This is a genomic window from Mycolicibacterium sp. XJ870, assembly GCF_053483975.1.
In genome coordinates this window covers 101,517-114,447 of sequence record NZ_JBEFTI010000008.1, presented here as the reverse complement: position 1 = coordinate 114,447, position 12,931 = coordinate 101,517, and the positions used below count along the sequence as shown (strand labels likewise).

The 12,931-nt window shown below is 66.6% G+C and carries 14 protein-coding genes; 10 read left to right on the top strand and 4 right to left on the bottom strand.

Annotated elements, in window-relative coordinates; all coding sequences use genetic code 11:
- Nucleotides 1-213 precede the first annotated feature (213 nt).
- Both ABQF30_RS24160 and ABQF30_RS24155 read left to right on the top strand, forming a co-directional pair.
- Nucleotides 214-1,479 carry a lytic transglycosylase domain-containing protein gene (locus ABQF30_RS24160; RefSeq protein ID WP_448468829.1) on the top strand — a complete coding sequence of 422 codons (1,266 nt, stop codon included), beginning with the start codon at nt 214-216 and terminating at the stop codon, nt 1,477-1,479.
- A gap of 38 nt (nt 1,480-1,517) precedes the next feature.
- Entirely contained in the window at nt 1,518-2,660 is a 1,143-nt protein-coding gene (locus ABQF30_RS24155) for an Mrp/NBP35 family ATP-binding protein (RefSeq protein WP_448468555.1), read from the top strand.
- 43 nt (nt 2,661-2,703) lie between these two features.
- On the opposite strand, the gene tatB is transcribed toward ABQF30_RS24155, so the two are convergent.
- The 4 genes from tatB to sigE all read right to left on the bottom strand — a co-directional run bounded on the left by tatB (nt 2,704) and on the right by sigE (nt 5,926).
- A complete protein-coding gene (gene tatB / locus ABQF30_RS24150; protein WP_448468553.1) occupies nt 2,704-3,108 on the bottom strand; it encodes a Sec-independent protein translocase protein TatB in 405 nt (134 codons plus the stop codon).
- 2 nt (nt 3,109-3,110) lie between these two features.
- Nucleotides 3,111-4,604 (bottom strand): serine protease HtrA, encoded by a 1,494-nt coding sequence (gene htrA / locus ABQF30_RS24145; protein WP_448468551.1) that lies wholly within the window; start codon nt 4,602-4,604, stop codon nt 3,111-3,113.
- Nucleotides 4,605-4,683: 79 nt separating this feature from the next.
- The gene (gene rseA, locus ABQF30_RS24140) at nt 4,684-5,082 is read right to left on the bottom strand and encodes an anti-sigma E factor RseA (RefSeq protein ID WP_448468549.1); all 399 of its coding nucleotides are present in this window, start codon (nt 5,080-5,082) and stop codon (nt 4,684-4,686) included.
- A gap of 79 nt (nt 5,083-5,161) precedes the next feature.
- A complete protein-coding gene (sigE, locus tag ABQF30_RS24135) occupies nt 5,162-5,926 on the bottom strand; it encodes an RNA polymerase sigma factor SigE (protein ID WP_448468547.1) in 765 nt (254 codons plus the stop codon).
- A 175-nt stretch (nt 5,927-6,101) separates the two neighbouring features.
- Here sigE and ABQF30_RS24130 point away from each other — a divergent pair, with 175 nt between their 5' ends.
- The 8 genes from ABQF30_RS24130 (at nt 6,102) to ABQF30_RS24095 (ending at nt 12,929) form a co-directional block, all read left to right on the top strand.
- Nucleotides 6,102-6,767, top strand: a complete 666-nt coding sequence (locus tag ABQF30_RS24130) for an O-methyltransferase (protein WP_448468545.1) — start codon at nt 6,102-6,104, stop codon at nt 6,765-6,767.
- A 157-nt stretch (nt 6,768-6,924) separates the two neighbouring features.
- Nucleotides 6,925-7,605 (top strand): TetR/AcrR family transcriptional regulator, encoded by a 681-nt coding sequence (locus ABQF30_RS24125; RefSeq protein WP_448468543.1) that lies wholly within the window; start codon nt 6,925-6,927, stop codon nt 7,603-7,605.
- Nucleotides 7,606-7,613: 8 nt separating this feature from the next.
- Nucleotides 7,614-8,516 carry an ABC transporter ATP-binding protein gene (locus ABQF30_RS24120; RefSeq protein ID WP_448468541.1) on the top strand — a complete coding sequence of 301 codons (903 nt, stop codon included), beginning with the start codon at nt 7,614-7,616 and terminating at the stop codon, nt 8,514-8,516.
- Complete coding sequence (locus tag ABQF30_RS24115; RefSeq protein ID WP_448468539.1) at nt 8,513-10,126, top strand: ABC transporter permease; 1,614 nt, start codon at nt 8,513-8,515, stop codon at nt 10,124-10,126. The genes ABQF30_RS24120 and ABQF30_RS24115 overlap by 4 nt, the downstream gene beginning before the upstream one ends.
- Before the next feature lie 17 nt (nt 10,127-10,143).
- Nucleotides 10,144-10,818, top strand: coding sequence for a methyltransferase family protein (locus ABQF30_RS24110; protein WP_448468537.1), 675 nt, complete (start codon nt 10,144-10,146; stop codon nt 10,816-10,818).
- Between the two features lie 17 nt (nt 10,819-10,835).
- On the top strand, nt 10,836-11,510 hold the full coding sequence (locus tag ABQF30_RS24105) for a methyltransferase family protein (protein ID WP_448468535.1): 675 nt from the start codon (nt 10,836-10,838) through the stop codon (nt 11,508-11,510).
- Nucleotides 11,511-11,540: 30 nt separating this feature from the next.
- On the top strand, nt 11,541-12,215 hold the full coding sequence (locus ABQF30_RS24100) for a methyltransferase family protein (protein ID WP_448468533.1): 675 nt from the start codon (nt 11,541-11,543) through the stop codon (nt 12,213-12,215).
- 96 nt (nt 12,216-12,311) lie between these two features.
- Nucleotides 12,312-12,929 (top strand): DUF4126 domain-containing protein, encoded by a 618-nt coding sequence (locus ABQF30_RS24095; protein ID WP_448468531.1) that lies wholly within the window; start codon nt 12,312-12,314, stop codon nt 12,927-12,929.
- Nucleotides 12,930-12,931: the final 2 nt, after the last annotated feature.

Sequence of the window (12,931 nt, the reverse complement as noted above, 5' to 3'; positions counted from 1 at the left end):
ACTTGGTTCACAACACAATCGTCGGATGAGTGTCGGTTCAGAGCGGACAAGGATGGATAAGTGCGCGTAGGGGGAGGAGCGGGGTTTCTGGCCGCTCGGCGCGGGGTGGGGGCGCTGACGCGCGGTCTGGCCAAACCTGCCCATGACGTGCGCGGTCCTTTCCTTGCCCCCGACGTGCGCGGTCCGTTCCTTGCTCCTCAGCTGCGTGGCAACTTGCCCCTCCCCAGCCCCCGCGCCGCGTTGGGCGTCGCCGTCCTGACCCCGCTCATCCTCGCCGGAGCGGTCGGCGCCTCTGCCCCACGGCATTCGACCGATGCCGCGGTCACCACGCTGGCCGCGGTCCAACCCCAGGCCGACCGTGCCGGCCCGGCAGTCGTCGCCGCTGCCAAGGCGCCCACCAAGTTCCGCATCGCCGCCTCGTCGGCGTCCGCTCCCCCGCCCGCCTTCGTCGTCAATTCACCCGGCGCCCTTGGCATTCCAGGTATGGCACTGAACGCCTACCGCAACGCCGAGCGGATGATGTCCGCGGCCTACCCCGGCTGTGGCGTGAGCTGGAATCTGCTGGCCGGTATCGGCCGCATCGAGTCAATGCACGCCAACGGGGGTTCCACAGACGCCCGCGGCACTGCCGTCCGCCCCATCTACGGACCCGCTCTGGACGGCACGTTGCCCGGCAACGAGGTCATCGTCCAGAACGCGCAGGCGGGCCGAGTTGTCTACGCCCGCGCCATGGGCCCGATGCAGTTCCTGCCCGGCACGTGGGCCCGATACGCCTCGGACGGAGACGGCGACGGCAAGGCGAACGTGCAGAACATGTTCGACGCGTCGCTGGCAGCGGCCCGCTACCTGTGCAGCGGCGGCCTCAACCTGCGCGACCAATCGCAGGTCATGGCGGCCATCCTGCGGTACAACAACTCGGTCGCATATGCACACAACGTGCTCGGCTGGGCCGCCGCTTACGCCACCGGCGTCGTGCCTGTCGACCTACCGCCGATCACCGGCTCGATCCCGCCGATCGGCGATTCGCACCTCGACAGCCAGGAGGGCCTCGGCCCCGGCCTGCCCGTCAACGCCACCGGCCTGCCTGCGGGTGATCCGCTGGCCCTGATACCCCTGCTCGGCCGCAACGACACCGCCACGCAGCTGCCGTCCACCAACGTTCCGGGCTTTGCACCCGGACAGATGCTCGGGCCGCTGCCCGGCCCCGCGCAAGCCGCGCCACCGCCGACCCCGCCGCGGTGGATTCCGCCCTGGGAGCAACCCCGACAGCCCGAATGCGTGGTGTTCTGCCTGGGTGAGCAGGCCCCGCCCACGCCAGCGCTCGCACCGGGGCCGCTGCCTGCCACACCGCCGGCTGCCCCCGGGCCGATGGTTCCACCACCTCCGGGTGCACCTGCGCCCGCACTCCCGGGGCCGGTGCCGCCCGCACCCGGACCGGCGCCCGGTCCTGCACCCGGACCCGCTCCCGGTCCAGCCTGACGCTTCGGCCCCTTTCAGCCGCCGTAGACTCAGCAGTGATGTCCGAATCTGCCACTGAGCTGCAACCCGCGGTCCGCGCTGCACTGGCCAAGGTGGTCGACCCCGAACTACGGCGGCCGATCACCGAACTCGGGATGGTCAAGAACATCGAGATCGCACCCGATCACGGTGTGCACGTCGAGATCTACCTGACCACCGCGGCCTGCCCCAAGAAGAACGAGATCGCCGAGCTTGTCTCCGCGGCCGTCACCGATGTTCCCGGGACGGGCGCGGTCAAGGTCAGCCTGGATGTGATGAGCGACGAGCAGCGGACCGAGCTACGCAAACTGCTGCGCGGTGATTCGCGCGAACCGGTTATCCCGTTCGCCCAGCCCAATTCGCTGACCCGCGTGTATGCGGTGGCGTCGGGCAAGGGCGGGGTCGGCAAGTCGAGCGTGACAGTCAACCTCGCCGCGGCGATGGCCGCGCGCGGCCTGAGCGTGGGCGTTCTCGACGCCGACATCTACGGCCATTCGGTGCCGCGCATGATGGGCACCACCGACCGGCCAACCCAGGTCGAGTCGATGATCCTGCCGCCCATCGCGCATGACGTGAAGGTCATCTCGATCGCGATGTTCACCCAGGGCAACACGCCCGTGGTGTGGCGCGGCCCGATGCTGCACCGGGCGCTGCAGCAATTCCTGGCCGACGTCTACTGGGGCGATCTCGACGTGCTGCTCCTCGATCTCCCGCCCGGCACCGGCGACGTCGCGATCTCGGTGGCCCAGCTGATTCCCGGTGCGGAGATCCTCGTGGTGACGACGCCACAGCTGGCCGCGGCCGAGGTGGCCGAGCGGGCCGGCGCGATCGCGCTGCAGACCCGTCAGCGCATCGCCGGTGTGGTGGAGAACATGTCGGGGCTGTTGATGCCCGACGGCTCAGTCATGCACCTGTTCGGGGAAGGCGGCGGGCGACAGGTCGCCGAATCGCTGACCCGCTCGGTGGGCGCCGAGGTGCCGTTGCTCGGCCAGGTGCCGCTTGAGCAGGCACTGGTATCGGCCGGTGACAGCGGCGTGCCGTTGGTGCTGTCCGCGCCGGATTCGCCCGCGGGCAAGGAACTGCGCGGCATCGCCGACGCCCTGTCGGCGCGCAAGCGCGGGCTGGCCGGCATGTCGCTCGGGCTGGATCCCGCGGGTCGCTGACCGCGCACCCAAATCCGCGAGACGTACGCAATCGTCGAGCTGCCTACGTGGCGTCGGGGTCGAACACCGTCCCGGTGGGCTTTTCCGGAGCCATTCCGGGGGCCTTTTCGGAGGCGGCAGCCGGGGGTGACGGCGGTTGCTGCGCCGGCCCGTCGTCGATCTTGCCGGTCAGGAATGAGTCGTCACCGTCGAGCAGGTGTTTGGTGAGCGCGGCCCGCGGAGTCATACCCCGCAGCTTCTGCAGTTCGGCCAGCGGCTGGCGCAAGTCGTCGAACTCGGGGCCGAAATCCTCCCGCAGCTGGCTGGTGGCGCCGGTGACGTAGTCGCGGGCCTGCCGCAATGCGCTGGAGGTCCAACGGATCGCACCGGGTAGGCGCTCAGGGCCCAGGATCACCAACCCGGCGATCACCAGCAGAAGCATTTCGCCCCACCCGATGTTGGCGAACATGGTTACTGCGCTTTTTGGTCGTCGCCGATGGGGGTGACCATCAACGTCATGGGCCGGCCCTCCCGGACCACCTCGACCGGCGCTTCCTGGCCGACCATGAGCTGACGCACCGCGACCACCATCTCGTCGGCATCGGCGACCTTGCGGTCACCGACCTTGACCACGACGTCGTTCTCCAGAATCCCGGCCCGGTCCGCAGGGCCGCCCGCAACCACATTGGCGATCTGAGCGCCGGATGCGACGCTGTTGCTCACCGATTTGGCGGTCAACTGCAGGGTCGGATGGGCGATCTTGCCCTCCTTGATCAGCGTCTCGACGACTTTCTTGACCTCGTTCACGGGAATCGCGAAGCCGAGACCACTTGCGCTGTCGGACAACGACTTTCCGGCGGTGTTGATACCGATGACCTCGGACCGCATATTGATCAGCGGGCCACCGGAGTTGCCGTGGTTGATCGAGGCGTCGGTCTGCACACCGTCGATCACCGTGTCGGTGTCGGAGCCGTCGCCGGACAGCGGAACCGGCCGGTCCAGCGCACTGACGATGCCGTGCGTGACGGTGCTGCGCAGGCCGAGCGGCGCGCCTGCGGCAATGACTTCCTCACCAACCAGGATCTTCTCGGAGTCGCCCATCGTCGCGACCGTGAGGTTGTCGACGTTGTCGACCTTGAGCACCGCCAGGTCGGTCTTGGGATCACGCCCGACGAGGTTGGCCGGGACCTCCTCGCCGTCGTTGAACACGACGGTGATTTTGTAGTCGGCGGGTTTGCCCGCGGCTTCGGAGATCACGTGATTGTTCGTGACGATGAAACCCTTGCCATCGACCACAACGCCCGATCCCTGCGAACCTTCGGATTTGCTCTTGGCCTCGATGGTGACCACCGAGTCCGCGACCGCCGCGGCCACCGAGGCGAACCTGCCCGCCTCGGGATCGGGCTGATCGCCGGTCTCCAGCGTGACCTTGGACGTGGTGAATGCCTCGACCGTTCCCGCGGTCTTCTGGCCCACCCAGCCACCCACGAATGCGACGAGGAGGGCGATCAGGGCGAGCGTCGTCAAGGCCAGCCAGGACACCCGGCCGCCGAACAGCACTTCTCGCAGTCCCAGCTTGCCCACCGGTGCCGACACGATCACCGGAGCCGACGGCGCCTGCGCCGGGGTGCCGAGCGCGACGCCGGCCGCCGGATCGCGCCACGGGTCGTCCAAGTCGTCGTCGCCGTTCTTCTCGGCATCCAGGGCGCCCGCATCGGTGGGATGGCGCTGCAACGACTCAGCGGCGCCGCCGGGCCGCCCGAACGCCTCGGCCAGCACCGGGTCCGGTGGTTGGTCCTTGGGCGCGTACTCGCCCTGATCCTGATACTTGTCGGCGTCGAGGAAAGATCCGTCGACACCGGCCGGCCGGCCGAACGTACGCTGCGATGCCGCGTCGACAGGTGGCCGCTCGACACCGCGCGGCGCCAGGCGGCCGTTATCGCCGGACTGGTCCTGGTTGGTCACCGGTGTATCACTCTCTATCGGAGCGCCCGCCCCAGCCAGGTGGGCCGGCGCTGGTCACTGATCAATTCTTGGATCCACCCTACCGGCGCTTACGCCGGGCCCGCGTCTTGTCATCAGCAAACGGCGTCTCTTCGGGCACGTCAGGAGGAGGCTGCGGAATATGGTGCGGTATCTGCGACAACATCCCCAGCAAGGTGTTCGGGATGGCGATCGGGCAAGAGTCCCGCAAGGCCGTGCGTGCTTGGCTCTGAGCGTCGACCTCGGCCGCACAGTCGGGACACAGCGAGAGATGATGGGCAGCGCGCAGGTGCGCAGTCATCCGCAACTCACCGTCCACGAACGCTGCTATCGCCTCGGTCGACAGGTGCTCGGTGGAACCGAACTGGCGCGGCGCGCCGATCGGTGCGTCACTCTGAGACGCGAACTGCGCCGGAAGCCAGGAGAATGCACGACGGAACACGTGTCCCGGCTCGACCATCACCCAGCTCCTCTCCGTACGCACCGACGCCCTGTTCTGAATGTAGCGCGAGACGCGGCCGACGACACCCGTCGACCGGTCAGGCAGTCCGAGCGGTTTCGGGTGAGTGCTTGGCCAGGTAGTCGCGCAGTGCCTGCCGTCCGCGGTGGATGCGGCTGCGCACAGTGCCCAGTTTGACGCCGAGGGTCGCGCCGATCTCCTCGTAGGACAGACCCTCGATGTCGCACAACACGACCGCGGCACGGAACTCCGGCGGCAGGGAGTCGAGCGCGGCCTGCAGATCCGCACCGAGGCGTGAGTCGTGATAAATCTGCTCGGGGTTCGGGTCGTCGGCGGGCACCCGGTCGTAGTCCTCGGGCAGCGCTTCCATCCGGATACGACCCCGGCGGCGCACCATGTCCAGGAACAGGTTCGTGGTGATGCGGTGCAACCAACCCTCGAAAGTTCCGGGCTGGTAGTTCTGCAACGAGCGGAAGACCCGGATGAAGGTCTCCTGCGTCAGGTCCTCGGCGTCGTGCTGATTGCCCGAAAGCCGATACGCCAGCCGGTACACCCGATCCGCGTGCTGGCGCACCAACTCGTCCCAGGACGGCATGGTGGCCTGATCGCCGGTGGCGTCGAATACCGCCGTGCCGGTCAGTTCGTCGGACGGCTCCACCCATTCGCCTTCGGTGAATTGCTCCAGATGTGCCATCGACACCGGGGCGGGCTGGGATGTCGCGATCGGCTGAGATGTGGTGGTCGTCGTATCCTCCTGCTGACAAAGGTCAATTTTCTCAACACGACTGCCGACTTCGTTATTCCGATTGCGCTGCGTTGAGCGCGACTGGCCGCCGTGTTCCATGGGGATACCGTTCCTGATGCCGGTGTGGGGGGCATATGAGCAAACTGAACTTTCCCTGAGAAAGCCGACGATACAGCCCACAACCAGCGGGAACCAGCGACTATTTGCCGGGCAATTGTCGCGGCATGCGGGCGTGTCGCGACGTCGGTACAGGTGACTGGCCTACGCTGCGGGCATGGTCAGCTCCGACGAGCCTCAGGGTCACTCGCACCCCAGCCGCGCCGAGGCGATCGTCGCTCATGCCGAGCGGTCGATTTCAGAGGACGCGATCGTGGCCGCCGCCAGAGAGCGGGCCGACGACATCGGCGCCGGGGCTGTGACACCGGCGGTCGGAGCGTTGCTGAGTGTGCTCGCGCGTCTCGCAGGCGGGCGCGCCGTCGTGGAGGTGGGCACCGGGGCCGGGGTCAGCGGCCTGTGGTTGCTGTCCGGTATGCGCGACGACGGCGTACTCACCACGATCGACGTGGAACCCGAGCATCAGCGGATCGCCAAGCAGGGGTTCGTCGAGGCCGGTGTGGGCCCCGGCCGAACCAGGTTGATCAGCGGGCGCGCACAGGACGTGCTCACCCGGCTCGCCGACGACTCCTACGATCTGGTTTTCATCGACGCGGACCCGATCGATCAGCCGCAGTTCGTGGTCGAGGGGGTGCGGCTGCTGCGCTCCGGCGGCGCGATCGTGGTGCACCGCGCCGCATTGGGCGGCCGGGCCGGCGACGCCGCTGCGGGCGACGCCGAGGTGAGCGCCGTACGTGAGGCGGCCCGGTTGATCGCCGAAGACGAGCGGCTCACCCCGGTGTTGATCCCACTGGGCGACGGCCTCCTCGCCGCCGCCCGCGACTGACTTTTTCTTCGCCCTTTCCCGCGGAACAGCATTCCCGGTTGCTAAATCGCTGACTTAGCAACCGGGAATGCTGTTCCGGCGCGTTGGCCGATTTTTACGGATTCCTGACACACCACACCCTTGACTGGCCGCTAAACGCGCGTTTAGCGTGCTAAACATGCGTTCAGTCGATGATCGAACAGCGGTCGCCCGGATCCGCGACGCGGCGATCGACCAGTACGGCAAACACGGATTCAGCGTGGGCCTGCGCAGCATCGCCGAAGCCGCGGGCGTCAGCGCCGCACTGGTCATCCACCACTTCGGTTCCAAGGACGGCCTGCGCAAGGCGTGCGACGACTACGTCGCCGAGGTCGTCCGGGAAACCAAGACGGAATCCTTGCAGGCCACTGATCCCGCAACTTGGCTGACGCAGATGTCCGAGATCGAGTCGTATGCGCCATTGATGGCGTATCTGGTGCGCAGCATGCAGTCCGGCAGTGAGCTGGCGAAGGCGTTCTGGCGCACCATGGTCGACAACGCCGAGCACTACTTCGAGGAAGGGGTGCGGGCCGGCACCCTCAAGCCCAGCCGCGACGCACGTGCGCGTGCCAGATACCTGGCGATCTGCAATGCCGGCGGGTTCCTGCTGTACCTGCAGATGCACGACGATCCGACCAACCTGCGGGCGGTGCTGCACGACTACGGCGAGGACATGGTGCTGCCCGCACTCGAGCTGTACACGGAAGGTCTGATGACCGACGCCACGATGTATGACGCATTTCTGCATCAGCGCGAACAGGGCATCCCGTTCAGCACATCCACCGATTCCGCAGCCGCCGGCACCAAGGAACCAGCGTGAGGAGAACAATGACGAACCAGTCTGCAGCCGTCGAGATCCAAGGGCTGTCAAAGTCGTTCGGCCGCACCAAGGCCCTCGACGGGCTGAACCTGACAGTATCGCCCGGACATATCACCGGGTTCCTCGGGCCCAACGGCGCGGGTAAATCCACCACCATCCGGGTCCTGCTGGGCCTGCTGCGGGCCGAGAGCGGCACCGTACGTCTTCTCGGTGGCGATCCCTGGCACGACGCAGTGGCACTGCACCGCCGGATCGCCTACGTGCCAGGCGATGTCACGTTGTGGCCGAACCTCACCGGACGGCAGGCCATCGACTTCCTGTGCCGGTTGCGCGGCAACGGCGTCCACACCGGCAGACGGGACCAACTGATCGAACGCTTCGAACTGGACCCCGACAAGAAGGCCCGCACCTACTCCAAGGGCAACCGGCAGAAGGTCGCGATCGTCGCGGCATTCAGCTGCAACGCCGAGCTCTACATCCTCGACGAGCCCACCTCGGGACTGGACCCGTTGATGGAGCAGGCCTTTCAGCGATGCGTCGAGGAAGTGACCGAGCACGGTGCCGCAGTGCTGCTGTCCAGCCACATCCTCGCCGAGGTCGAAAAGCTCTGCGACGACGTCACGATCATCCGGTCCGGCCGGACGGTGCGATCGGGCACGCTGGCCGAACTGCGTCATCTCATGCGCACGAAGGTCGCGGTCCGCACCCGATCCGACGGCCGGGCACTGCGGGAACTTCCGTACGTCCATGACTTCGGCGGCCACGACGGGCAAGTCACCTTCTCGGTGGATCGCGCCGACCTGGAATTCGCGATGGAGCATCTCACCGATCTCGGTATCGAAGACCTCACCGTCACGCCTGCCTCCCTGGAGGACATGTTCCTGCGCGAGTACCAGGGGGTGACACCGTGACCGCCACCGCGACCCGGCCTGCCCGGCATTCCTCGGGCGCGAACTCACCGTTCACCGGTGTCGGTGAGCTCCTTCGGCTGGCCATCCGCCGAGACCGGGTCCGGCTCACCGTCTGGATCACGGTGCTGACCCTGACGATGGCGTACACCCCGAATGCGCTCCGGCTGGCCTACCCCGAGGAGGCCCAGCGGCTGGCGCGGGTCAACCTGCTCAAGACCCCGGCCGGAATGATGCTCGGCGGCCCGCTGTTCGGCACCAGAGAGACCGACCTCGGTGTGATGATGGCCAACGAGCTGATGCTGACGTTGATCGTCGCCACCTCGATCCTGGCCATTCTCACCGTAATCCGGCACACCCGGGCCGAGGAGGAAAGCGGCGCAGCCGAACTCGTGCTGTCCTCGGTGGTGGGCCGTCGTGCCCGTACCGCAGCGGCGCTGATTCTCGTCGGCGGGGTCAACGCCATCCTGGCGTTGACCATGACGGTGGCGATGGCATCGACCGGATTCGCATTCGTCGACACCGCCGGGATGTGCCTTGGTGTCACCGCGGTGGCCATGGTGTTCGGCGCCGTCGCCGCCGTCACCGCGCAACTCTGGCGCCAGGCCCGCACCGCAACCGGGGCGGCGATGGCGACGCTCGCACTGGCCGTACTGGTCCGCGGGATCGGCGATGTCATCAACAACTCCGGCAGCGCGCTGAGCTGGTTCTCCCCCATCGCGTGGGCTCAGCAGATGCGTCCATTCGTCGAATTACGTTGGTGGCCATTCGGTTTACTGGTGGCGCTCGCGATCGCCCTGATGGCGGTGGCAGGCGTATTGCAGGAGCGCCGCCAATACGACGACGGCACCATTCCGTCCACCGGCGAGCGGCCGAATGCACCGGAGATCACCAGGCCGTTGGGACTGCACCTGACGTTGCAACGTGGTCAGACCATCGGCTGGAGCGTGGGGTTGTTTCTGGCCGGTCTGGCGTTCGGCTCGATGACGAAGTCGTTGCTGGATGCCGCCGAGGACAATGAACTGATCGCCCGCGTGCTGTCGGCGCAGGGAAACGACGGGGTGTACACCACCATGACGCAATTCCTGGCGGCGGCGGCCACCGCATATGTCGTCTCGGCAGTACTGCGCGTGTACAGCGACGAACAGAACGGGCTGGGTGAGCCGGTGCTCGCCGGTGCGGTATCGCGCTGGCACTGGCTGTTGAGCGCGGTGACATCCGCGGTGATCGGTTCGGTCATCCTGATGTTCTGCGCCGGCCTGGGCAACGGCCTGGGCGCAGGTTTGACTCTCGGCGAGCCTGAGACGATCGCACGGTTGACTTTGGCCGGGCTCGCGTTCGTACCCGCCCTGGCGGTGATGGCTGCTGTCGCCGCATTGGCCGTCGCGCTTCGCGCTTCTTGGATCGGTTGGCTGGCAGTCACTTTCGTCATCGCAGCGCTGTACCTTGGCGCCTTGCTGCGGTTGCCGCAGTGGTTGATCGACTTGTCGCCGGTCGGGCAGACCACGGCTCCGTCCGACTATCCGATGATGGCATTGGCGGTGATGGTCGCCGCCGCAACGCTTTTGACCTTGGTCGCCGGCTGGCTCTATCGCCGACGCGACGCGCTGTGAACCGTACAGGAGGAATCATGAAACTTGCATTGCAAGCAGTGGGATCGGGAGTGTTCGGACTGGTGTTCTTCGGTCTGGCACTGTTCGGGCCGGCGGGCACGTTCGACTATTGGCAGGCTTGGGTTTTCATCGCCGTGTTCATGATCGCCACGGTGGTGCCCAGCTTCTATCTGGCTGTCAAGGACCCGGCAGCGCTGGAGCGCCGGTTGCACGCCGGGCCGACGGCTGAAACCAGACTCGTGCAGCGGATCGTCATATCGGCCACGGTCGTCGCGGTGCTCGCGGTGCTGATCGTCAGCGCACTCGACCACCGCTTCGGCTGGTCCAGTGTGCCGACCGCGGTCATCATCGCCGGCGATGTCCTGGTCGCGGTCGGACTGGTACTGGCCCAGGCCGTGGTGTTCCAGAACAGCTTCGCCGGGGCCAGCATCCGCGTCGAGGCCGAACAACAGGTGGTCTCCACCGGCCTCTACGGGCTGGTCCGTCATCCGATGTATTTCGGTACGCTGCTGATGATGTTCGGCACTCCCCTGGCGTTGGGGTCGTACTGGGGCATCCTCGCGACCATCGCTGCGGTGCCCGTTCTCGGCGTACGCATCACCGACGAAGAGAAGATGCTGCGCACCGAACTCAGCGGTTACGCCGAATACACCCACAAGGTGCGGTATCGGCTCGTGCCCCACGTCTGGTGAAGTGAGGGACGACGAACATGAAAACTCTTGTGCAGGCGCTGGTGTCGGTACCCATCGGCTTGGCCGTCTTCGGCCTCCTGGTGTTCTGGCCCGCGGGCACCCTCGACTACTGGCAGGGCTGGACGTTCATCGCGGTGTTCGCGCTCGCGACCCTGATTCCGAGCGTCTACCTGGCCGTGACGGATCCCGCGGCGCTGCGGCGGCGGATGCAAGCCGGCCCCGGCGCAGAGACCCGAACCGCGCAGAAGATCATCAGTGTCATGGCGTTCGGGTCGTTGGCGGCCATGATCGTCTTGAGCGCGTTGGATTTTCGGTTCGGTTGGTCGGCAATGCCCGCCGCGGTCTCGGTGATCGGCGATGTCCTGGTGGCCGGCGGACTGGGCCTGGCAATGCTCACCGTTATCCAGAACAGCTACGCGGCAGCCAACGTCAAGGTGGAATCCGGGCAGACGGTGACGACCACCGGCCTCTATGCCCTGGTGCGGCACCCGATGTACTTCGGCAACGTCATCATGATGATCGGCATTCCACTCGCTCTCGGCTCCTACTGGGGCCTGCTGTTCCTGGTACCCGGCGTGCTGGTGCTCGTCTCACGCATCCGGGACGAGGAGAGTCTGCTCGCCGACGAACTCGCCGGATACACCGAATACATCCGCAAGGTCCGATATCGCCTTGTGCCGCTTGTCTGGTGAATGGCTGGACATGGCCATGAGCGAGGGACGATGAAGACGGGTCTGCAGGCCATCGCATTCTCGGTTGTCGGGTTCGTGTTGATCGCGGTGCTGTTGTTCTGGCCGGCAGGCACCCTGAACTATTGGGAGGCTTGGCTTTTCATCGCAATGTTTGCCGTCCTGAGCACCGTTTACACGGTCTATCTCGGCATCAAGGATCCCGAGGTACTACGACGGCGGATGCACTCGGGCCCGATCGCCGAAACCCGGACGGCGCAGAAGGTCATCGTCTTGGGCATCTATGTGTGGTTCTTCGGCGTGGCGATCGTGAGCGGCCTCGACCATCGATTCGCTTGGTCGGTTGTGCCGACGGTGGTGGCATTGATCGGTAGCGCCGTGGTGGCGATCGGTCTGGGCATCACGATGCTGGTGGTCGTCCAGAACAGTTACGCCGCGGCGACCGTCCGAGTCGAGGCCGGCCAGCAGGTGGTCTCCACGGGCCTGTACGGGCTCGTTCGTCATCCGATGTACTTCGGCGCGCTGATCATGATGATCGGCCTGCCCGTTGCGCTCGGGTCGTATTGGGGGCTGATTCTGACCGCTCCGGGCGTTCCGGTCCTCGTGTTCCGCATCCTCGACGAGGAGAAGGCGCTGAGGCAAGAGCTGGCCGGTTACGCCCAGTACACGCAGCAGGTGCGCTACCGGTTGCTCCCCTACGTGTGGTGATCACAGCGACGGACCGCGACGCACCCGCCCGCGCCACGCAACGCGCGAGATCGTAGAAAGCGTCTGCCGGGGGTTGGTCCCGCCCATAATGAGGCTGTGGAACTGTTGACCGGCTTCGGGCTGGCAACCGCTGCGGGCCTGAACGCCTACATCCCGCTGCTCGCCCTAGGCCTGCTGTCCCGGTTCACCGATCTCGTGGCACTGCCGCAGGGCTGGGCCTGGCTGGAGAACGGCTGGGTGATGACGATCGTCGCGATGCTGTTGATGGTCGAGGTGGTCGCCGACAAGATCCCCGCACTGGATTCCATCAACGACACCATCCAGACCTTCATCCGTCCCACGGCGGGTGGCATCGTATTCGGCTCGGGCACTGCGGCAGAGACTGCGGCCGTCACCGATCCGGGAGCCTTCGCCGAGTCCGGCCAATGGATTCCGGTAGTGATCGGAGTGGTCACCGCGCTGGCGGTGTCGTTGACGAAGTCGGCGGTCCGGCCGCCTGCCAACATCGCCACGGCCGGGGTGGCCGCCCCGGTGCTGTCCACCGTCGAGGATGCGACGAGTGTCGGGCTGGTGTTCGCGGCGATCCTGTTGCCCGTGCTGGTGCTGGTGTTCCTGCTCGCGTTGGCCTATGGGGTGTTCCGGCTCTGGCGTTGGCGGCGACGTCGACAATCCGCGCATCCCCGCCAGCGCATCGCCGGCACGGAACCGAACTGAGG